The sequence below is a fragment of the Algibacter sp. L3A6 genome, assembly GCF_009796825.1.
In the GTDB taxonomy this organism is placed as follows: domain Bacteria; phylum Bacteroidota; class Bacteroidia; order Flavobacteriales; family Flavobacteriaceae; genus Algibacter.
Map to the genome: position 1 here is coordinate 3,441,555 of NZ_CP047030.1, position 19,750 is coordinate 3,461,304.

Annotated in this window: 15 protein-coding genes; 11 read left to right on the forward strand and 4 right to left on the reverse strand. The window is 31.9% G+C overall.

Features of this window, described 5'->3' with window-relative positions; translation table 11 throughout:
- The first annotated feature begins 3 nt into the window (after positions 1 to 3).
- The 6 genes from GQR98_RS14285 (at position 4) to GQR98_RS14310 (ending at position 6,172) form a co-directional block, all read left to right on the forward strand.
- A complete protein-coding gene (locus GQR98_RS14285) occupies positions 4 to 1,068 on the forward strand; it encodes a sensor histidine kinase (RefSeq protein WP_159020086.1) in 1,065 nt (354 codons plus the stop codon).
- On the forward strand, positions 1,055 to 1,372 hold the full coding sequence (locus GQR98_RS14290) for an Hpt domain-containing protein (protein WP_159020087.1): 318 nt from the start codon (positions 1,055 to 1,057) through the stop codon (positions 1,370 to 1,372). Before GQR98_RS14285 ends, GQR98_RS14290 begins: the two co-directional genes overlap by 14 nt.
- A 9-nt stretch (positions 1,373 to 1,381) precedes the next feature.
- The gene (locus tag GQR98_RS14295) at positions 1,382 to 2,095 is read left to right on the forward strand and encodes a LytR/AlgR family response regulator transcription factor (protein ID WP_159020088.1); all 714 of its coding nucleotides are present in this window, start codon (positions 1,382 to 1,384) and stop codon (positions 2,093 to 2,095) included.
- Between the two features lie 64 nt (positions 2,096 to 2,159).
- Positions 2,160 to 2,513 carry a hypothetical protein gene (locus tag GQR98_RS14300; RefSeq protein WP_159020089.1) on the forward strand — a complete coding sequence of 118 codons (354 nt, stop codon included), beginning with the start codon at positions 2,160 to 2,162 and terminating at the stop codon, positions 2,511 to 2,513.
- A gap of 426 nt (positions 2,514 to 2,939) precedes the next feature.
- Positions 2,940 to 3,434, forward strand: a complete 495-nt coding sequence (locus GQR98_RS14305; RefSeq protein ID WP_159020090.1) for a CAP domain-containing protein — start codon at positions 2,940 to 2,942, stop codon at positions 3,432 to 3,434.
- Positions 3,435 to 3,556: 122 nt separating this feature from the next.
- Positions 3,557 to 6,172, forward strand: a complete 2,616-nt coding sequence (locus tag GQR98_RS14310; protein WP_159020091.1) for a DUF6923 family protein — start codon at positions 3,557 to 3,559, stop codon at positions 6,170 to 6,172.
- Positions 6,173 to 6,870: 698 nt separating this feature from the next.
- Here the strand turns inward: GQR98_RS14310 and GQR98_RS14315 are convergent.
- A complete protein-coding gene (locus GQR98_RS14315; RefSeq protein WP_159020092.1) occupies positions 6,871 to 8,931 on the reverse strand; it encodes a tetratricopeptide repeat protein in 2,061 nt (686 codons plus the stop codon).
- A gap of 169 nt (positions 8,932 to 9,100) precedes the next feature.
- Between GQR98_RS14315 and GQR98_RS14320 the strand changes: the two genes are divergently transcribed.
- Together GQR98_RS14320 and GQR98_RS14325 are read left to right on the forward strand one after the other, a co-directional pair.
- Positions 9,101 to 10,363: an oligosaccharide flippase family protein gene (locus GQR98_RS14320; RefSeq protein WP_159020093.1), complete on the forward strand. Its 1,263-nt coding sequence runs from the start codon at positions 9,101 to 9,103 to the stop codon at positions 10,361 to 10,363.
- A gap of 111 nt (positions 10,364 to 10,474) precedes the next feature.
- Positions 10,475 to 11,656 carry a glycosyltransferase gene (locus tag GQR98_RS14325; RefSeq protein WP_159020094.1) on the forward strand — a complete coding sequence of 394 codons (1,182 nt, stop codon included), beginning with the start codon at positions 10,475 to 10,477 and terminating at the stop codon, positions 11,654 to 11,656.
- Positions 11,657 to 11,679: 23 nt separating this feature from the next.
- Here GQR98_RS14325 and GQR98_RS14330 read toward each other — a convergent pair whose 3' ends face one another.
- Genes GQR98_RS14330 through GQR98_RS14340 form a run of 3 tightly spaced genes read right to left on the reverse strand, consistent with a single transcriptional unit; the run spans position 11,680 to position 17,491 of the window.
- Positions 11,680 to 13,197 carry a cellulase family glycosylhydrolase gene (locus GQR98_RS14330; RefSeq protein WP_159020095.1) on the reverse strand — a complete coding sequence of 506 codons (1,518 nt, stop codon included), beginning with the start codon at positions 13,195 to 13,197 and terminating at the stop codon, positions 11,680 to 11,682.
- On the reverse strand, positions 13,191 to 14,402 hold the full coding sequence (locus tag GQR98_RS14335; protein ID WP_159020096.1) for a hypothetical protein: 1,212 nt from the start codon (positions 14,400 to 14,402) through the stop codon (positions 13,191 to 13,193). Before GQR98_RS14335 ends, GQR98_RS14330 begins: the two co-directional genes overlap by 7 nt.
- The gene (locus tag GQR98_RS14340; protein ID WP_159020097.1) at positions 14,402 to 17,491 is read right to left on the reverse strand and encodes a hypothetical protein; all 3,090 of its coding nucleotides are present in this window, start codon (positions 17,489 to 17,491) and stop codon (positions 14,402 to 14,404) included. Before GQR98_RS14340 ends, GQR98_RS14335 begins: the two co-directional genes overlap by 1 nt.
- A gap of 182 nt (positions 17,492 to 17,673) precedes the next feature.
- Here GQR98_RS14340 and GQR98_RS14345 point away from each other — a divergent pair, with 182 nt between their 5' ends.
- Genes GQR98_RS14345 through GQR98_RS14355 form a run of 3 tightly spaced genes read left to right on the forward strand, consistent with a single transcriptional unit; the run spans position 17,674 to position 19,696 of the window.
- Positions 17,674 to 18,045: a PleD family two-component system response regulator gene (locus GQR98_RS14345; RefSeq protein WP_159020098.1), complete on the forward strand. Its 372-nt coding sequence runs from the start codon at positions 17,674 to 17,676 to the stop codon at positions 18,043 to 18,045.
- 37 nt (positions 18,046 to 18,082) lie between these two features.
- The gene (locus GQR98_RS14350; RefSeq protein WP_159020099.1) at positions 18,083 to 19,267 is read left to right on the forward strand and encodes a response regulator; all 1,185 of its coding nucleotides are present in this window, start codon (positions 18,083 to 18,085) and stop codon (positions 19,265 to 19,267) included.
- 9 nt (positions 19,268 to 19,276) lie between these two features.
- The gene (locus tag GQR98_RS14355) at positions 19,277 to 19,696 is read left to right on the forward strand and encodes a glycosyltransferase (protein WP_159020100.1); all 420 of its coding nucleotides are present in this window, start codon (positions 19,277 to 19,279) and stop codon (positions 19,694 to 19,696) included.
- Positions 19,697 to 19,750 lie beyond the last annotated feature (54 nt).

Sequence of the window (19,750 nt, forward strand, 5' to 3'; positions counted from 1 at the left end):
ATAATGAATTCATTACTAAAAAGACAAATACGTAAATTTTTAAGTGAAGAATTAAAAAACAATAATGATTTAGCTGAATTTCTTAATGCAGTAGATCTTTCCTATAATAATTTTGACGAACAATCTAGCATGATTCAAAGAGCCATGTCTATTAGTTCTGATGAATTGTATTCGGCTAACCGAAAATTACAAAAAGAAGCAAATGAGCAGAAAGAAGTAATCGAAAAACTGAAAAATGTTATCGATACTTTAAAATACTACAACTTAAATGAAGATGAAAAACCGGAAAATGTTGAGTTAACAGGTTCTAAGTTGGTAGATTTTATCGATAATCAAACTAAGGAGATTATCGAAATGAATAAGCAAAAGCAATCGCTTTTGAATGAGTTAGCCCATCAAAATCAAGAACTTAGTGATTATGCCCATATGGTATCTCACGATTTAAAATCACCTTTACGTAGCATAGACACCTTAACGAGTTGGTTAAAGGAAGATTATAATGAATCGGTTGATGATAATGGTAAAAAAACATTAGATCTCATCAGATCCAATGTAGAAAAAATGGATACTTTAATTACAGGTATTTTAGAATACTCCACCATCGGTAAAAACCAAATTGATGTTTACGATGTTGATGTAGATAAGCTTATAGATGATATTATAAAAACAACCCAAGTTCCTGAAAATATTAGCATATCTAAAGCTAATTTACCCATTGTTAAAGGTGACAAATATAGGTTACAGCAATTGTTTCAAAACTTGATAGGTAATGCTATTAAATATAATGATAAAGCTCAAGGAACTGTTGAAGTAGGGGTAGAAGATGTCGGTGAATATTGGCAATTTCATATAAGAGATAACGGGAAGGGAATTGAAGAAACCTACTTTAATAAAATTTTTAAAACCTTTATTAAGTTAGAAAATAATCCGGAATCTTCAGGAATCGGATTGTCTATTGTAAAAAAAATAGTAGAATTATACGGTGGGAAAATTTGGTTAGAATCTCAAGTTGATATTGGAACCACTTTTTACTTCACATTAAAAAAATTACCAAATGGAACAGCCTAACCAAACTTACATCGATAGTTTATCTGGAGGAGACGAAGCTTTCAAACAAAAACTAATAGATATTATTAAAAAAGAGTATCCAGAAGAGAAACAAGTGTATTTTGACAACTATAATGCCAATAATTTTAAATTAGCTGCAGATAATGTGCATAAACTTAAGCATAAAATTAGTATTTTAGGCCTTGAAAAGAGTTATGATGTAGCCGTTGCTTACGAAACCAATTTATTAGAAGGTTCAACCGACCAAAAAGAGGAATTTGAAGCTATTTTAAACAACATAACTATATATTTAAAAGACCTCTAAATATTATTTATGAATTGTATTGTTATTGATGACGAAGCTACAGCTAGAGTAATTATTTCTCAACTATGCGCGAATGTGCCAAGTCTTAATGTATTAGCAGATTTCCCTAATGCAATGCAAGCTATTAAATACTTAAATCAAAATGAAGTAGATTTAATTATTTTAGACATACACATGCCAGATTTTAATGGTTTCGATTTTATTGATACATTAAAAAACCCTTCAAAAATAATTTTAACAACCTCCGATCCTAAATTTGCAATACAAGCCTTTGAATATGATTGTATTGTAGATTACTTAGTAAAGCCAGTAACGCAAGAGCGTTTTTTGAAAGCCATACAAAAAGCGGAGTCTAAGGAAAGCCCTGTTGTTCAAACGGCTACGAAGCCGGAAGAGGCAGAGTCTTCTTCAGGAAACGATTTATACGTTAATATTGATAGGCGCTTAATAAAAATAGATATTCCAAGTATCTATCTAGTAGAGGCTAAGGGCGACTATATTCAAGTAAAAACCGAAGATAAAAATTACACAGTACATTCTACCTTAAAGAAAATTGAAGACAAATTACCTGACGATTTGTTTTTAAAAGTGCATAGATCTTACATCATAAATGTTAAAAAAATTATTGATATTGAAGATAATAGTGTACTTATTAAAAAGGATGTTATTCCTGTAAGTCGCTCTAATAGACCAGAACTTATGAAGCGTTTGAATTTACTTTAATTTGGTTTTTGGGTAATTTTAGAAGTATTTATTTTTGTGTCTTTATCATTGAAAAACTTATAAAATGAAGCAGTATTTTAAAAATAATTCAATCCAAATTTATAGAATATTAATAGGAATTGTGTTGATTGGAAAAATATCTAATTGGTTTCTAAATTACAGCGACGAAACTAATAAGTTACTTAATACGGTAATGTTTTGTTTAATAGGTATAGCTTACCTCACTTTTTCATGGGCATTAGATAAAGCTATTCTAAAACTAATATTTGTTATTTGCGGACTGTATTTAATAGTGATGAATTTTATACCAGACTTTGGTTGGAATTCACGAATTGGAATTACCTGTATTTTGACGCCAATTGTAATTGGTAAATTTTTACCAGAGGAAGACGTTGAAGAAGGAATTGTAATATGGTAAAACTAGTTCCATAACCATTTTAAAATAAATATTACCGCTGATATATAATAGTTTATATCGCAAAAGTAATATCTACTGAGTTTTTTATCCTTCTTAATTGTTTTTATAAATATCTGGTACTGATTATTAAAACATCGTTATTTCTCTAAATTACTCAACCAATCCCTACTTCTTTCAATAATTGAATTTATTTTAACCTTCTTGTTTTTAGAGTGTTAAGTGTTTCTTGATTTGTTGTTTTCTTCAATAAAACGAAACAAAAAGTGTATTACATCGGTTTTATTCGCTTATTATCGTTGAAATGTAGTTGAAAGTATTCGTCTTTTAAATTTTACCATTCGTCGACACTTCAAATTAAGCTAATCGAAAAACATAAAATTCAACGGTCCTTCCTTATAATTTTGTCATCAAATTAATCCAATCACGATGAAGAAATTATTACTTATAACCGCAGTTTTATTATCAACTTTTTTAACGTCTTGTTCTGTAGAAGAGGATATTAACACACCAGAAGAATACAATTCAGAAACCATTAATGTAGAGTATACTCAAATGGATTATGATATTGCAGAGTTAATTAATAAGCACAGAATTTCTAAAGGATTAACTGAACTTAATATTCTAAACAAGGCTTCTAAAGAAGCGATTTCTCACAACACGTATATGGTTAAAAAAGGCACCCCAAGTCACGACTTTTTTTATGTACGTTCTGAGAATCTAAAAAATGAGGTAAAAGCAATAGCCGTTTCGGAAAATGTAGGGTACGGTTTTAGTACAGCAAAAACTTTGGTTAAAGCTTGGTTGAAGAGCGAAGAGCATAGAAAAAACCTAGAAAATCCAAATTTTACCGACATGGGAATTTCATCCAAACAAGATGAAAATGGTAGAAGTTATTTCACTAATATTTTTGTAAAAAGATAATGGCGAAAAACGGTTCAACGGTATTAGTCTACCATTCGTCTACACCAAAATCGAACTAAACGAAAAATAAAATTTTCAACGTATTTCTAGAGTAAATTTACAGTATCATAAAAACCCAAATCATGACAACAAAATTACCTACATTAAAAAACAAAATAGTAGTACTTACTACACTGTTATTTAGTTTAATAACTGCTTCACAAAACACACCTTTTAATTGTGATTATAGCGCATATCTTTTTCAGTATAACGATGTTTATGCTATTGATTTAGCTTCAGGAAATTCATTTCTTGCAGCTGAAGATGTTACTCCAGGAAATATTAATGCAGCAGCCTACAATCCTGCAGATGGTTATATTTGGGGATATGTAAGTACACCTGCTCAAACTATTGTTAGAATAGGAAAAGATTTTAAAACAACATCTTTTGTAATTCCAGAATTTGATACTAAAAACAAGTATATTGGAGATGTTAATCCAGATGGTATTTATTATCTTAAAGGTGGCGGAAGCGATTATTACAAAGTAGATTTAAATCCAGAATCTGATAATTACTCAAAATATATATCTAAAGAAACTTTATCTCAGAATATTAGTATTCACGATTGGGCTTTTAATGCTGTAGATGGTAATTTATATGCTTTAGAGAAAGGAACTAATATTTTATATAGAATTGATCCGGTAACTAGTGCTGTGCAAAGTTTAGGAGAAGTTCCAATTTTAGCAGGATTAAATTATACTTATGGTGCTGTTTACTTTGATGCTGATGGACGTTTTTACGTGTCAGCAAACCAAACCGGAACTATTTATGTTATTCAAAGTGTTCAAAATTTAACTCCAGAATCTACTATGGATTCTAACTTATTTGCTTTTGGACCATCAAGCGCAAGTAACGATGGTGCACGTTGTCCAACGGCGCCAGTTGCTCAAGAAATTTGTGATAACGGTATTGATGATGATGGTGATGGTTTAATTGATTGTGAAGATCCATCTTGTTCAGGTTATACAGGCTGTCCAGTTTTACAAGTATCATCAACGTCTAGTGGGAACGACGGTGGTTTAGAAAGTAATAATAGACTATCTCAACAAATAAGTAAACGTAATTTTAATAGAGTAAAAAGTAGTTATAAATTTAATCAAACAGCTGCAAAACGTTTAACGAAGTCTAAAAACTACGGAAGATCTACGGCAACTAAAAATGGATCTTTTCAATTGTCAGATTTAATGCCAGTTGAAGCGATTAATGAAGATAGCGTGATTGAATCTTCTCCAACAGATTTAATAGGAATTACAAATGCAACCGAGGTTTATTCGGTAGATTATATTAGAAACAATCAATCTGTAGCGTCAATTTTATTATTAAAAACAGAAGATGGTGTTTATGAGCATACAAAATATATTTGCGATCGTTTATTAGGCGCACAATTAATTTCTGTTTCAACTATCGAAATTAACGAACAGCAGTTTATTAAATCTTTAATTAGAACAATAGAAGGTACGGTAGAGTTTGTTTTAAGTCTTTCGGCTAAATCAATCAATAACGATCAAAACTTCGGAATAGAAAGTCACTGGAATTTAGATAAATATGAAGATAACGTAGGATTTTATAATTTTCAAATTTGGTCTAATTCTTTGGATGATTTATTAAAATTAGGAGAAGAAGTTGTAAGTCTTTTAGAAGTTCAAAAACCAATAGATAGCTACAACAACTCAACGCCACCAACAGTATTTGTTAGAACAGGACATTATAACAATGGTAGATTAAATCTGCAAATAGTAAATACAAATAGAAGTGAAGGTGTTGTTTTTGATGGCGGTGTAAGATCTACAGAAACGCACGATGTAGAGTATGTTTCTACTAATATTGATTTAAGTGGAGATTATATTTCTAATATTGAAGTTGATGCTGGAAGCTTATTTGATATCGGGTTTAGAATTGGTGACGGTGTACAAACTCCAGATGATTTATTCATGTCTGATGGTCCTTGGGGATTTGATGATGCGGCAACAAGTACAGAAGTTACAGAATATACTGTAGCGACAAACACAGAGGCCTTAAATGATGAAGACTTTAATATAGAGCGTAACATCACTTTAAAGGCTAATACTAGCGAGTATATTGCGGCTTACAGAGCTTTAACGCCTAAGTTTAATCCAATTGATTTATCAAGCTATAACAGCTTTAAATTTGAAGCTAAAGGTACAGGAACTCTTATTGTGAGATTAGTAAAAGAAAGTGTTGATAACTGGGAAACACAGTATAAAGCGTCGGTTAATTTAACAAACACTATGTCTAGTTTTATTTTACCATTTGCTGAGTTCGAATCGACTAATGGTACGCCACTAGATGCTAACGATGTAACATCTATAGTATTTACAATGCTTGCTGAAAACGGCGAGACAGTATCAAAAGAAATGACATTAGAGCAGCTACGTTTCGCAAAAGCAGGAACTTTGTCTGTATCAACAATAAGTGAGGAAGATGGATTGACAACTATGGCAACGCCTAACCCAATGACATCTAAAACAAGCATACAATTTACAGCAAATCAAGCTGAAGATGTTGAGCTTTTAGTTTATAATCAACTTGGTAGCTTAGTTAATAAAATAGCTTTTAGTACAACACCTGGTGTCAATGAAATTGAACTTAATAGAGGAGATTTAAGCAGTGGTATTTATTTCTGTAAAATAAAAAGCAGTGTATCTCTATACAAAACAACAAAACTACTCCTAGAATAATTAATAGCACATTACTCTTGTAGTATGGCGAAAGGCGCGAGTCTTTTGCCATTTTTTTTGTTTAAATATTTAGGGTATCTATTCCTGTTTTTTTTGTTTAATTAATTGAATAGTATTTGTTTATTGTGATTTCCTTTTTAATCCATTTAATTTGTTTTTTAGTTGAAGGCTTTAAATAAAATACTATATTATTCCTTTTAATATGAAATATGAGTGTCTAAATATCTCTTTCTATGATATAATTAAAACTATATATTTAAATGATTCGCCTAATTGCATCTTGAATAGATTGCTTATACTCATTTAAATATGGTTAAGATTGTGGCTTTAGTTTCCTTTTGAATATGAAGATATAGGAAGTAGTTTAAGATCTATCTTCTTGTTAATATAACCAGACAGCTTCATTTAAAACATAAGCATTTAAGCTATTCTAATTTTTTAATTGATATGCTGAGGCTGTATTGTACTTTGATAAGTAATTATAAAGCTAAGCGTTTTAGTATAATAAGCTAAGTACAATGTTTTATTAGAATATAAAAGGGTAGTAGACCTTATAGTTTCGGCTCCGAACAAGAATATCTCATGGTTTTCAATACTTATAGAAAAGCAAAAAGCTCCAATACATTGGAGCTTTTTTAGTGGAAAATATTTCAGTAATTATATTATAGAAATATCCAAAATATATAATAAGTTTTGATCTATTCTCTAAAAATAGGTGTATCGAATAGCAACCATTTAAAACGCAAACCAACTTCGTTAAATGTAAACCCAGCCGCTGTTGCCGAAGCAATATTACTTCTTGTACCATAGAAATTTAATAAGGCACGTTCTGTAAACTTATAACCTAATTTTCCTTGTATGCGGTAAGTACTTTGGCTACTACCATCTTCAATATATTGTAAACCTGTCGCTGCGGTAAGCTCATAAAACCAAGCTTTTGGCTTAGTAATGCTTTCATCTTTTATAATGTTTACAAAAACCTCAGCAGCGTTAAATGTTTCAGGGCTAAAGTATATCGTTGGGACTTGGTTTTTAAAAGTAATGTATTGATAATTTAAACCTGTTTTTAAGGCTGGTTTGCTTAAAATATTATAGTAAAGCGATGTGAATAGTAAATTTCTAGCATTGTCATCATTTTGCCATGTGTAGAAATACTGTGTAAACCATCCTAAGTTAAAATTTGTACTTAAGTTGTAGTTGGCATAGAGGTTATTCATTACAATTTCTCTATCTAATAATTCAGCATTAAAACTTTGTATTTCACTTTTAAAACCAATATCTAAAACCTGAAGTTTAAATGGTTTTATGTTTAAAGAAATATCACTTACTAATTGTGTGTAGTCGCTTGTGTTCGCTTTCGCGGAAGTAACTCCGGCGGTTCCTTTAAAAGTAATGTTAGGTAATAACTGATAAGATAATCCTAATGAAAAATCGTTAGATGTGGCATCGTTATCCGTAACCTTATTACTTGTTGTTCTATATGAGTAACTCGCCAACCATTTAAATTTTGTAGACGTTGGAAACTCTATATTCGTATTAACAGTAAAAGCCTTGTTGTCTCCATTATCAAAAGAATAAGATGCTTTAGTTTCCCAAAAAGGTGTAAATGTTGTGTTTAAAGTTTTTATAAAATTAGAAGCATCTTTTTGTTTATCGTAAAATGTTAGGGTGTTTTCGGCCGATTTATAGGCGCCATCATATTTTCCAATAGCTTTTAAAGCATTTGCCTTACCTAGATTACCATCAAAAGAACTTTCTTCATTTTCTAAAACACTGTTATAGTCTACAACACTATCTTTAAAATTACTTTTATAAATATTTAAAGTTGCACGTAATGCTAAAATCCAGTTTTCGTTAGGATGCTTTTCAACTGAATCATCAATTAAAATTTTAGCTTCCTTATATTTTTTATTCCAAATTAAAGCCTGAATATATCGAACTTGAGTTTGTTGTATCAGTGATTCATCTGTCAATTGCGGAATAGAGCTATAAGCCTCAGTACTCACGTTAAGCGCATCTTTTTCTTTTCCCTTTAAGTGTTTCGCTAAAGCGATGCCGTTTAATGCTATGGTTTTATTGTCAAGGTTTTCAGCGATAGTTTTATATGTGTTTTCGGCTTGGTCGAATTTTCCTGAAATTAAATAAAGATTAGCCAAATTAAGTAAGGTGTCTTTATCGCCTTCAAAAAGCGTTAAGTTCTTTTTTAATAATTCTTCAGCACCATCATAATCTTGTTGCTGCTGTTTTTGGTAAGCATAACCTAAATAAATATATTTTTTAGAGGTTAAAGCATTTGGGTTCCCTGGCAGAACTTCGAGCGCTTTATTCACATAGATTAAAGCATCGGCATATAATTTAAGGTTGGATAACGTATTGGCATAACCTAATAGGGCAGCGAAAGATTTAGAATCTTCTTTTATTAAAACTTCGTAGTAAGATTTTGCATCAGGATAATTTTTATCCCAAAGTAAAGACTCGGCATAGTTCAGTTTTATTTCAAAATCGTCAGGATATTTACTTAACAATTCTGTGAAAATGTTAACAGCTTTGCCAGATTCACCGAGTAATCCTACAGCACGGCCGTAGCATAATTTAGCGGTTTTATTGTCTGGATAATCTTTTAAAACAGTTTCGAAAAACGATTCTGCTTCGGCATACTTTCCTGTTTCTAAGTAAGTAAACCCTGTTTGCATGTCTTGCGAAAAGGCAAAAACAGTTGTGAGTAACATAACGAATAAAAGGCGAAAATTTAAAGGCATAATTATATTTTTATTATCTTGTTGCAAGTTAATCAATAGTATGCAATCATTCATCTATAGCAAACCGTCACTGAACGAAATTTAAGCGCCTTCTGTTGATTCTTCGCTGATTTTTGCACTGGAAATAAATTATTTTACTAATGAATTAATCAATTAAAACCCCAAACCAATGCAGTTCTTTTCCCAAATTAAAGAAAAAAAAATAACACCTGAGCAATTATTTATGCTTAGTGTTTTAGCCGTAAACGGAGGTAACTATTTATACAACTTAATTTTAGGTCGTATTTTAGGTCCTGCTCAATTTGCTGATGCCGCTGTACTTATAACCTTTTTATTAGTTTTAAGTTTTGCCGCCATGACGTTTCAGTTAGTAACGGCTAAATTCTCTGTATTATTCGAAAATGATATTTTTCAGAGTTTTATTTCTAAAGTTTATAAAAACGCATTAGCCGTTGGTCTTGCATTTGGTGCCCTTATTATAATATTTGCCGGAGCGTTACAAAATGTATTTAATACATCATCTTCAAACATGTTTGTTGTATTTGGTTTTGGAGTGCCTTTATATTTTTTAATGAGTGTAAACCGAGGCGTGTTTCAGGGGAAAAAATCATTTAAAAACCTATCGATAACTTATCAAACCGAAATGTTAAGCCGTCTGGTTATTACGTTGGGTTTAATATTAATATTCGATATAAAATCTTCTGTGGTTATTGCTGTCGGGATCTTGGCATCGTTTGTATTTGGTTTATTTCCCTTTAAGTATAAAAATTTCTTTCCGAAGAAAGCTTTAGTATTGAGTCAAACTCATTCAAAAGATATTCGTCATTTTTTTATAATTACGGCCTTTTACGAGCTGACTCAAATTATAATAAATAACAGTGATATTCTTTTAGTAAAACACTTTTTTGAATCTTACGAAGCCGGTTTATACGCATCTTTAGCATTAATTGGTCGTATTGTATATTTCATTGCTTGGATGTTTGTTATGTTGCTTTTACCAACTGTGGTAGAGCTAAAAAAAGAAGGTAAAAAAACTGCGCCTATTTTGTTTAAATACGTGGGCTATATTGCTGCAATATCTATTACCATAATTTTGGTTTGTTTAGCTTTCCCTGAAACTATTATTACACTTCTATTTGGTGATAGCTATATTTCTATGGCACCACTTTTATGGAAATATGCCATTGCAACATCTATGTTCGCGATCTCTAATATTTTTGCTTATTACTATTTATCGTTAGATAAGTATGTGCCTGTAGTTATTTCTGGTGTATTTGGTATGCTTCAAATGCTATTAGTTATCTATTTTCACGATAGTTTAGAGCAGGTTGTGTACATGCAAATTGTAGCTATGTTGCTGCTGTTAGTGATACAATTAATCTATTTTAAATACGATTCTAGTAAAAGCGCTAAAACGCTTAATCTTAAGTAAGTTTCCATTTATCGACAGTAAACGACCATCGGTCTACAGTAACCCTTTTAATTAGTAATAATTAACCAAATTTGCGCTGTAGATATTAATTATCATTTAATACCCCATATAATGAAGTTAGCAATTGTAACCGCATATCCGCCAAGTAAGGTCACTCTAAATGAGTATGCTTACCATTTGGTAAAACATTTCAGACAAAAAGAAGAGGTTACAGAGTTAATTTTGTTAACCGATAAAACGGAAGAGCCAAAGGATGTTGCTTTTACGGAAGATGGATGTAAAATTACAATTAAAGAATGTTGGGAATTTAATAGCTACAGCAATATAACAAGCGTTACTAGTGCTATTACTAGTGTTAAACCAGATGCGGTATTATTCAATTTACAGTTTATGAAGTTTGGTGATAAAAAAGTTGCCGCAGCTTTAGGCTTAATGTTGCCTTTAGTTTGTAAAATGAAAAAAATACCGAGTATTGTTTTATTACATAATATTTTAGAAGAAGTTGATTTAGGAAGCGCAGGATTTACACAGAGTAAATTAATGCAAAAAGTATACGGCTTTATAGGTTCTACTCTAACACGATTGATTTTACAAGCTGATGTTGTGGCAGTAACCATGCAGAAATATGTTGATATATTAGAGCACAAATACAATGCTAAAAATGTAAAATTGATACCTCACGGTACTTTTGAAATTCCCGAAATGCCAGATTTTAATGTGCCTGTTACACCAATGGAAATTATGACCTTTGGGAAATTTGGTACGTACAAAAAGGTAGAAGGGATGATAGAAGCTGTAGAAAAGGTTAGAAATTCTACAGGTTTAGATTTAGAAGTTGTAATTGCAGGAACCGATAACCCTAACGTACCAGGCTATTTAGCTAAAGTACAAGAAGATTATAAGCATGTACCACAAGTTCGTTTTACAGGTTATGTTGAAGAAAATGAAGTTCCTAAATTGTTTAATGATAGCGCTGTGGTTGTATTTCCATATACATCGACTACAGGAAGTTCTGGAGTATTGCATCAAGCTGGAAGTTATGGTAAAGCAGTGGTTATGCCAGATCTAGGTGATTTAGCTTTACTAGTGCAAGATGAAGGTTACCGTGGTGAGTTTTTTGATCCAACAAGTGTTGATAGTTTAGCAACGGCTATTGAAAATATTGTTACCAATGAAACTTATAGACGAGAATTAGGAAAAACAAATTACGAAGCGGCAACGGCACACCCAATGTCTCAAATCGCTCAAATTTATTTAAATACGTTCAATAAAATAATTGAAAAACGCGCTTAATATTAGCGCGTTCGAAGTGTTGATTAATTATTGGATATATATCTGAACGCGGGCTTGGTCTCTCCATTTTTGTTGATAAAACCAAAATGCTCCTGAGCTCGTTTTCTCCAAGGAAGTCTACCAACGACTTCTTTTGGTACTTCTGTAAAGTCGTATAAAGTCCAAGATATAAAAGCAATATCATGTTTTTTAAAGATATCTTGTGCTTTTTTATGAAACACAGCCTGATCCTCATCATTATCCCCAAATGGTTTCCAAAACCCGTTATAAGAAGACATACCATACTCTCCCAAAACAATAGGTTTCGTTGGTATTTCTGTTTTTAAAACTTTATACTTTTCCTCCAAAACATCTAAGCTTTCATAATAATGAAAGGATATAAAGTCTAGTTTATCTTTAAGTATGGGTGCACTATCTATATTATTCCAACCAATAGTTACAGCGTGCTCGCTATCAACAGATTTTACTAAATTTATCATATTATCTAGCCAAGCAATAACGATATCCTTTCCTCTAGATTCAAAATCTAAATTAGGTTCGTTTTTAATATCCCAAGCTAATAAGGCTTCATGGCTTTTTAATGCCGCTACAATGGTTTCTGCATGACGTTGGTTTAGTGTCCAGTCTAGCACAGAGTAATCTCCATAAAAATCAAAGAGCGTAACAATAACTTTTAGTTTTTCCGCTTCAGCGACATCTAAGGTTTGCTTTAATCGATCTAGTTTTTGGTAATCTACTGTTGCTTTGCCAAAACTTTCATAAGGCACAAAAATCCGTATCGTGTTTAAACCCGCTTTTTTAATAATTTTTAAATCTTTAGAAATGGTATCTAAATTAAATTTATCGCCATACATATCCCATGGCGAAGCTTGTGGGTAATAATTAATACCTTTTATTTTAAAATTATTAAGTGATATTTGGGCATTATCTAATTCCTGGATTTTCGTATTTTCTTTAACTAAGTGCCTCGTGCGCCAAAAACCATCTTCTAATAAAAACACCATTTTATAGGTAGATGTTTCTGTGGTTTCTAAAATTAAAGTATCGTTTTTAAAAACACGTTTATATTCTACAACATTATCATCGGTAACTACAGCAAGCTGGCCATCTTCACTATAAAATTCTAGGGTAGGGTGGTGCTCTAAAGTTGTAGCATCTATGGTGATGTTTTGCTCTTTATTTAATTCAATAAAATTGAATAAATTTTCGCGAGCATTATCGGTATAATAATCTTTTATACCTGCTGGTTTATTGGTTTTGTATGCTATTTGCTTTACATACCAAGCATCGAGATAGTTGTTTTGTAAGGCGCTTAAGTTTTGCGAATCTATTGGGCGACCTTCATTATTTAAAGGAGCCCAAGTAACTTTTGGTAAATATTGTTCTACTTTCTGTATTTCTGTATGCAGCATAGTACTTCTATCTGCACCCGTGTTTAAGTAGCTAAATAAAGCACTTACACCAGAAATTATTAATGCTACAAGCATAATGTATGAGGCTATTAAAATGGTGCGTAATATGTTTTTGCTTACACTTACCATAGTTTTATATTATTAAAAGTTTTTTCTAATCCAGCGGTTTGGATTTTGATATTGTAGTTATCTGGTTTAAAGATATCAGATTTTAGATAAAAATGAGCATATCCATCAACCGATGTTTTGGTATATTTTTCAAGAAGTGTATCATTTTTGTAAACTAGAAGTTTTACTTGTAAGCCATCTGGAATCATTTGTTGCATAAAACTTTGGAGTGGACCCACATTGATATCTCGTCCATCTTTAGAAAATTCAACAATAAAATCTTCAATAACTTGTGTGTATGTTATGGTTATGGTGTTACTTTCAGACATACCCTCTACGTAGGCTTTAATGCTCCAATTATCGGCATAATCTGGATGAATAATCTTAGCCGTAGCAATACCATCTAGCGTTGTTCCCGAGGTTTTTAAAATGTTTCCGTTTTTATTGGTGATGTAGAAAATTACAAAAGTACCATCGCTTACAACGTTATCTTGCTTATCTTTTATTGTTGTGGTTGAAAAGGTGGTCACTTGGTTACCATCGGCATAATCGTGAGGTCTGTGTGCCGAAATTTCAAAATCTACAGGCACGGCAGGCATAACGTTAATAGTGAATTCTTTGGAATTTATACTTAAACATTCCGATGATACGAGCATGCGTCCGCTTTCTTTTTTAGAATGAATATTTTTGAAGGCAATTAAATTGTTAGTAACAATATTATCGACTTCTTCCGAAGCTAAAAATTGATGTTTTGCATTTACAGTTGTGTTTTTCGGAACGGGGTTATCTAAAGAATCTGTTGGTATAATAACGAGCATGGTATAATCTTTACCTCCAGCCTCTATACTTGGCGGACCAATATAGGTTTCCATTGTGGCTACTTCGGGCTTAGGCACCATGTTAAATACTCCAGAAAGCGTGTTGCTGTTATAGATTAACGACCAATTTACCGCACCCACTTTTTTATAAATATTTGTAGGGATTTGATAACGGAGTTTCTTGTTTTCTAAAGTTGGGTTAATTAACGTCGAGCCATAACTATTTGAGCAATACAGCATAGGTAGTACGGTATCAGTAGTCGAAAACTCTAAAACTACGTTGGTACCAACAATAAAATCGGTTTGTGTGGTTAGTAGTTTTATGTTCGCTGTATTTGCGTGTATAGATGTAAAGGATGATAATAAAATCAATCCTAAAGTTAATAGATATGTACGTTTTAGTTGCATTAATTCGGGCTGCCTATATAAGTATTCATTTCAATTTTAATATAACTATAATCGGGATGCTCAATTTTTTGAAATTGAGTATTCGCATGATTTTCAATTCGATCGGGTACTATTTTATCTGAAATAGCATCGTTTGGTAAACCGTTAATAAAAATATTGGTCATATCATCATTAATAATTTTAACCGTACCATTTTTTAAAATCGGGTATTCAAAATGAAGTTTTCTTTGTTGCCTTATGCCTTCTTTTACAAACATATGGTCTACCCAAAGCATATTTTTATCTTCATTGTAATAGGTTACCAATAACTGCGGAATTGTGATTTCTTGAATTCCGCTATTAAATAAGTTTCCATTTATAACACCATCTTCAATGTTTAATTCACTTAAAACAATATTTTTGTATAAATCTGATCCCGAGACATTACCGGCTACTTGTAAATTGAATTTTGTTGGCTGCTCTTCAAATTCAACAGGTGTAAATTCATCTGGATTAAAAGTATCTGGAATAGAATCTTGAGTTTTAGACCAAGCAATGCCTTCAAAATTAATTCGGAAACTACTAGATTCCTTTGGCATTAATTTATGCTTTACATGGTATTTAGCATTGTAGGTTGCTAATTGCTTATTATCATCATTATAGAGTGTTCCTTTTAAAATAACATCGGCAGGCACATTATCAATATTTTGTACTTCACCAATAATAGCGTAGTGGTTATCGTATTTTACAAGCTTAGCAGAAAGTACTTCTAAAACGGGTTGTTTTAAAATATCTTCATGATGCGTTTGTTCTGTTGTAATACGCCTTCTACCTTGGTTAAAATATTTAGTTACATTATTAGAATATAGCTGGTCTGGAGGTAAATCGGAATTTAAATCATCGGGTTGTAAAAACCATTTCCCTTTATGGCTAGACAAGGTTTTATAGTCAATCTTCTCAATTTTTTCTAATGGTGTAATCCATTGTGTAGTCACTTTAGCAGATGCTGTGCTATCGTTATGCATAGTAACTTCAGTTTCTATAGCATCCATTTTGGCATAACTACTCAGTAAACCATCGGTAACCGATATTTCTAGCATATACTGCGCTATAGGCAGATTACTGTCAGGGTCAATTAAGCCATGTGCTGTTTCAAATTCTTTAAAATCTAACGCATCATAATAAGCTATAATAGCATTTTCTGGACTGCGCTGCGAATCGTTTTTAAGGTAGAATAAATAGATGCCATAAACAACAACACACACTAATATAAGCGACCAAATATGCGTTATAAACAACACGCCTCTAGGGAATTTAATGTATCGTGTAGGGTATTTTAAAAAGTCTGGCTTTTCTTTAATTTTTGTTTTTAAAGCATTTACCCAAAGCATTTGTATATTAATTACAAATGCGATTAATACCGTTAAAAAAGGCATAACTCCCCAAAGAATTTTTAACCATTTGGCTACATCTTCCTTTGGTAAAATAGCAGGAACAGGCGGAATATTTAAACGCTCCCAAACCATAATACCATTTTCTAATTGCCGTAAACGTTGCCAGCCGCAATAGTAGAGAATGGGGTCGTAAAATTTATCGTTAGAAAATATATATTTTAGATTGTATTTTTCTGGTGTGGTTAAAAATTGCTGAAGGGATCCAATACCGGCAACACCTTTAAATTTAGAGTTTTCTAAACGTTCTATAGGGCGCGTTGTTAATTCAGGCAATCGTCTTGCAGAGTGGTAGTTTCCATCAACCGTCATGGCATCTGTTTGTGCACTTAACCAAGCCATCTGGTCTCCAAAACCAAGGGTTAAAAATCGCCATTTATCGTGATCATCTTGGTTTAAGAAATTCACAATAGGAAGCATTTTTATTTTCTGAGGTTGCGATGGTCTAAAGTATCCTAAACTCATGGTGAACATAACCATAAACACAAATAAGCCAGCAAGTATGCCGCCAATAATTCTGTGATAAACAGCTCCAAATTTAGTTTGAATAAGTTCTTTCAAATCGCCTTCTACAAATCGGTAAGCAAATTCACCAAACAGAGGAATAGACATTATGGACGCCCACAGTGTAAAACGGTCTAGGGTTAAAATATTAAATGCCGTTTCGCCAAGTATTTTTAAAGGTACAGGTGTAGTACCACCAGTACCTAAAATAGTACAAATGGTTATAGATAAACCAAAAAATAAATAACGTTTAGAATAGTATCTATAAAATATATAAGGCAAAACAATAAGTAAAGTACCCCAAGGAATCAAAAAGAAGACTAAACCAGAAGATGTGATTTCCAAGAAATTATCGCGAGAGCCATGTGGTATAGGTACTTGCGTAATAGGGTTTGCTTTAGAGTTAATCCAATAAGGCAATATGCAGAAAATAATAATAACCAGCGATAGCATACCGAAACTTACAATACGCTTAAAGAGTTTAAAGAAACTATTTAAAAACACCTTAAAGGTTACTTCTTTCATGGTGTTTACCTGCTCTCGAGAAACATCCATAATAACCATGCCAATTAATGGGAATATAAAAAATACCATTCCGAAAATGGGGGTTACATGGTGAGATGTTACGGTTACCGATATTAAGGATAACGAGGTGACTAAGTACCAAAGCTTACCTGTTTTAAGCCATAAATATATTTCGGGTAAGGAATGCATTAAGACAGATACACCTATAATACTAGGTAATTGACCAAATATATGTAGCGTTTCTACAAATGAAGAAGAGAAAACGGCTAGAACACAAGCGTATCCGGCAACCGTTTTATCCGATGTGATTAAAAGAGAAAACCGGTAAGATCCGGTTATAAATAATACAATAGCAATAAGAGCTACAGTAAACATACCAAATTTTAAACCTCCAATTAAGGAGAAAAACCCAATGGATTGATGGACTAACGGCGGATAGCTTTGTACTGTAAAGCCCGTATACCATTCGTAATTCCAGGGTTCAAACCAACTATTAGCATAATGATCAGCAAAAAATAAATGTATTAAAGCATCATAAGTTGTTTCTAATGTAAAGAAAATAGAAGAGCCATGAAATGCAAGGCCAACTAGTAAGGCTACAATTAAATATTTATTAGATGTTTCTTTCATTAAGTGGTTTAAATCTCTAAGAGCTACATGGTAAAGATAAATAATTTCCTAAAGGCACATAATTTATTTATCTACATAAATCTGCAACTCATCGACAGTTAAGCTGAGGTTAATCTAAATATAAATTTTAACAGGGAATTCAGACGTATTTTTGAAGTATAATCCACTGAAACCCTAAAATAATGAAAATATTAGCCATAGACGATGACCAGCTAGTTCTGTTGCCGCTAAGGAAAAAACTAGAACAATTAGGATATCAAGTCTGCACCTCAACAGACCCTAAAAAAGGTTTTGAAATTTTTGATAGCTTCAAACCCAACCTTTTAATTGTCGATATTAATATGCCAAAATTTTCAGGTTTGGAATTTATCAGGTATATTAGGGACATTAAAAATTCAACAATACCAATAATAGTACTCTCAGGAAATACAAGCGCCGAAGCTATTTCCGAAGGATTTAGATTTGGAATTAATGATTATTTAAAGAAACCAATAAGCTTAAATGAGATCTGTGATCGCATTAAACGTATAAATATTTATTTTAGAACCCATTAACCAATTCATTTAACCTACGAATTTTAAAAATTTTGTTATGAAAATATTAGCCATAGACGACCAACAGCTAGTTTTACTACCGCTACAAAAGCGATTAACCGATTTGGGATACGAAGTTACAATCGAAACCGATGCTAATCAAGCAATTTCGGTTTACAATACCTTTAATCCAGATTTAGTAATTGTCGATATTAATATGCCTGGAGTTTCGGGTTTAGATATTATAAAGTATGTAAGAAACTCTAAAAATGCAGATACACCAATTATGGTGTTATCTGGAAATACAGAAGATAAAGTAATTACTGAAGGCTTTGATTTAGGTATTAACGATTACATGAAAAAACCGTTAAGCTTAAATGAAATTTCGGCAAGAGTAAAACGATTAATAGGTCAGCCGGATGTTGTAAGTACAAATGATACTACTGGAGATGGCGTAATACAACACCGTTGTGTTGGTGTGGTTATACCATGCTACGATGAAGAGGAGCGCTTATTAAGTAAAGAATTTACCGATTATATAAGCACAAACACAGGATACCATTTGTGTTTTGTTAATGATGGAAGTAAAGATGATACCTTACGTGTTTTAAACGATTTAAGAAAAGGTAGAGAAGATTTTATTACAGTTTACGATTGCGAAAAAAATGGAGGTAAAGCCGAAGCCGTTAGGTTAGGAATGTTACACATGGCTAAACGTGATGATTTAGATTATATAGGCTTTCTAGATGCCGATTTATCTACAGATTTAAGAGATTTTGACGATTTAGTAAAAACGATTGAAACTACAGATTTTAAAATTGTTAGTGGTTCTAGAATTAGTAGAATGGGGGCAAACATTACTAAAGAGTCTGCAAGAAAAATTATTAGTATGACTATTAATTTCATTATCAGAAAAATACTGGGAATGGACTTTAAAGACACACAATGTGGTGCTAAAATTTTTAGCAAAGATGTTATAGAACTTTCTTTTAGAGAAAAATTTGTTACACAATGGATTTTTGATGTTGAAATTTTTAAAAGAATGACCTTACATTTTGGTACCGAAACTGCAAAAACTTACATCTGTGAGCAGCCATTAAAAAGATGGATTCATGCAGATGGATCTAAGCTATCCATGAAAGATTCTGTGAAAATCGTGGGGCAACTTGCTCAAATTGCTTGGGTATATAGAGGAAAGAAATCTAATGATAAAATAGTTAAGGCTTCTAGTGTGAAGGCCTAAATACTTGTCATGAAGATTGGAGTAATAATAGTATTTAATAATAATGCTTTAGAAATAGAAAGAGGGTTATTTGATAGTTTATTTAATTTTAGAAGTGAAGTTAAATTGTGCCTTATAAATAATGGCAGTAGAGATGATACATTAGATAAGTTAGAAATGTTGATAGACACATCTGGCTTAAACTGTACACTCATAGATATAAAACAAGATAAAGGAATAAACTTTGCTATCAAAGCGGGTGCCAGATATTTTTTTAATCAGAATAAATTAAAATATTTTGGATATTCTACTACATCAGATTTAAAAGTATCTGAAGATTTGTTTTATTTAATGAATGAGATAGAAAATTTTGTAAAGACAATGATTAATTTTCGAGCAGATAAAGAGGAAAGCACAAACAAAATGAAACCTGTGTTCTTCAAAATATAGTTTAAATAGAAAACTGTTCCTGCTTATGTTGTTTTTAAAACGAAAACGCTAAAG

Coding starts and splice junctions, on each gene's coding strand:
- GQR98_RS14350 (WP_159020099.1), top strand. CDS start 18,083: ATGAAAATATTAGCCATAGACGACCAACAGCTAGTTTTACTACCGCTA.
- GQR98_RS14285 (WP_159020086.1), top strand. CDS start 4: ATGAATTCATTACTAAAAAGACAAATACGTAAATTTTTAAGTGAAGAA.
- GQR98_RS14330 (WP_159020095.1), bottom strand. CDS start 13,197: ATGGTAAGTGTAAGCAAAAACATATTACGCACCATTTTAATAGCCTCA.
- GQR98_RS14300 (WP_159020089.1), top strand. CDS start 2,160: ATGAAGCAGTATTTTAAAAATAATTCAATCCAAATTTATAGAATATTA.
- GQR98_RS14320 (WP_159020093.1), top strand. CDS start 9,101: ATGCAGTTCTTTTCCCAAATTAAAGAAAAAAAAATAACACCTGAGCAA.
- GQR98_RS14315 (WP_159020092.1), bottom strand. CDS start 8,931: ATGCCTTTAAATTTTCGCCTTTTATTCGTTATGTTACTCACAACTGTT.
- GQR98_RS14325 (WP_159020094.1), top strand. CDS start 10,475: ATGAAGTTAGCAATTGTAACCGCATATCCGCCAAGTAAGGTCACTCTA.
- GQR98_RS14355 (WP_159020100.1), top strand. CDS start 19,277: ATGAAGATTGGAGTAATAATAGTATTTAATAATAATGCTTTAGAAATA.
- GQR98_RS14340 (WP_159020097.1), bottom strand. CDS start 17,491: ATGAAAGAAACATCTAATAAATATTTAATTGTAGCCTTACTAGTTGGC.
- GQR98_RS14290 (WP_159020087.1), top strand. CDS start 1,055: ATGGAACAGCCTAACCAAACTTACATCGATAGTTTATCTGGAGGAGAC.
- GQR98_RS14335 (WP_159020096.1), bottom strand. CDS start 14,402: ATGCAACTAAAACGTACATATCTATTAACTTTAGGATTGATTTTATTA.
- GQR98_RS14310 (WP_159020091.1), top strand. CDS start 3,557: ATGACAACAAAATTACCTACATTAAAAAACAAAATAGTAGTACTTACT.
- GQR98_RS14305 (WP_159020090.1), top strand. CDS start 2,940: ATGAAGAAATTATTACTTATAACCGCAGTTTTATTATCAACTTTTTTA.
- GQR98_RS14345 (WP_159020098.1), top strand. CDS start 17,674: ATGAAAATATTAGCCATAGACGATGACCAGCTAGTTCTGTTGCCGCTA.
- GQR98_RS14295 (WP_159020088.1), top strand. CDS start 1,382: ATGAATTGTATTGTTATTGATGACGAAGCTACAGCTAGAGTAATTATT.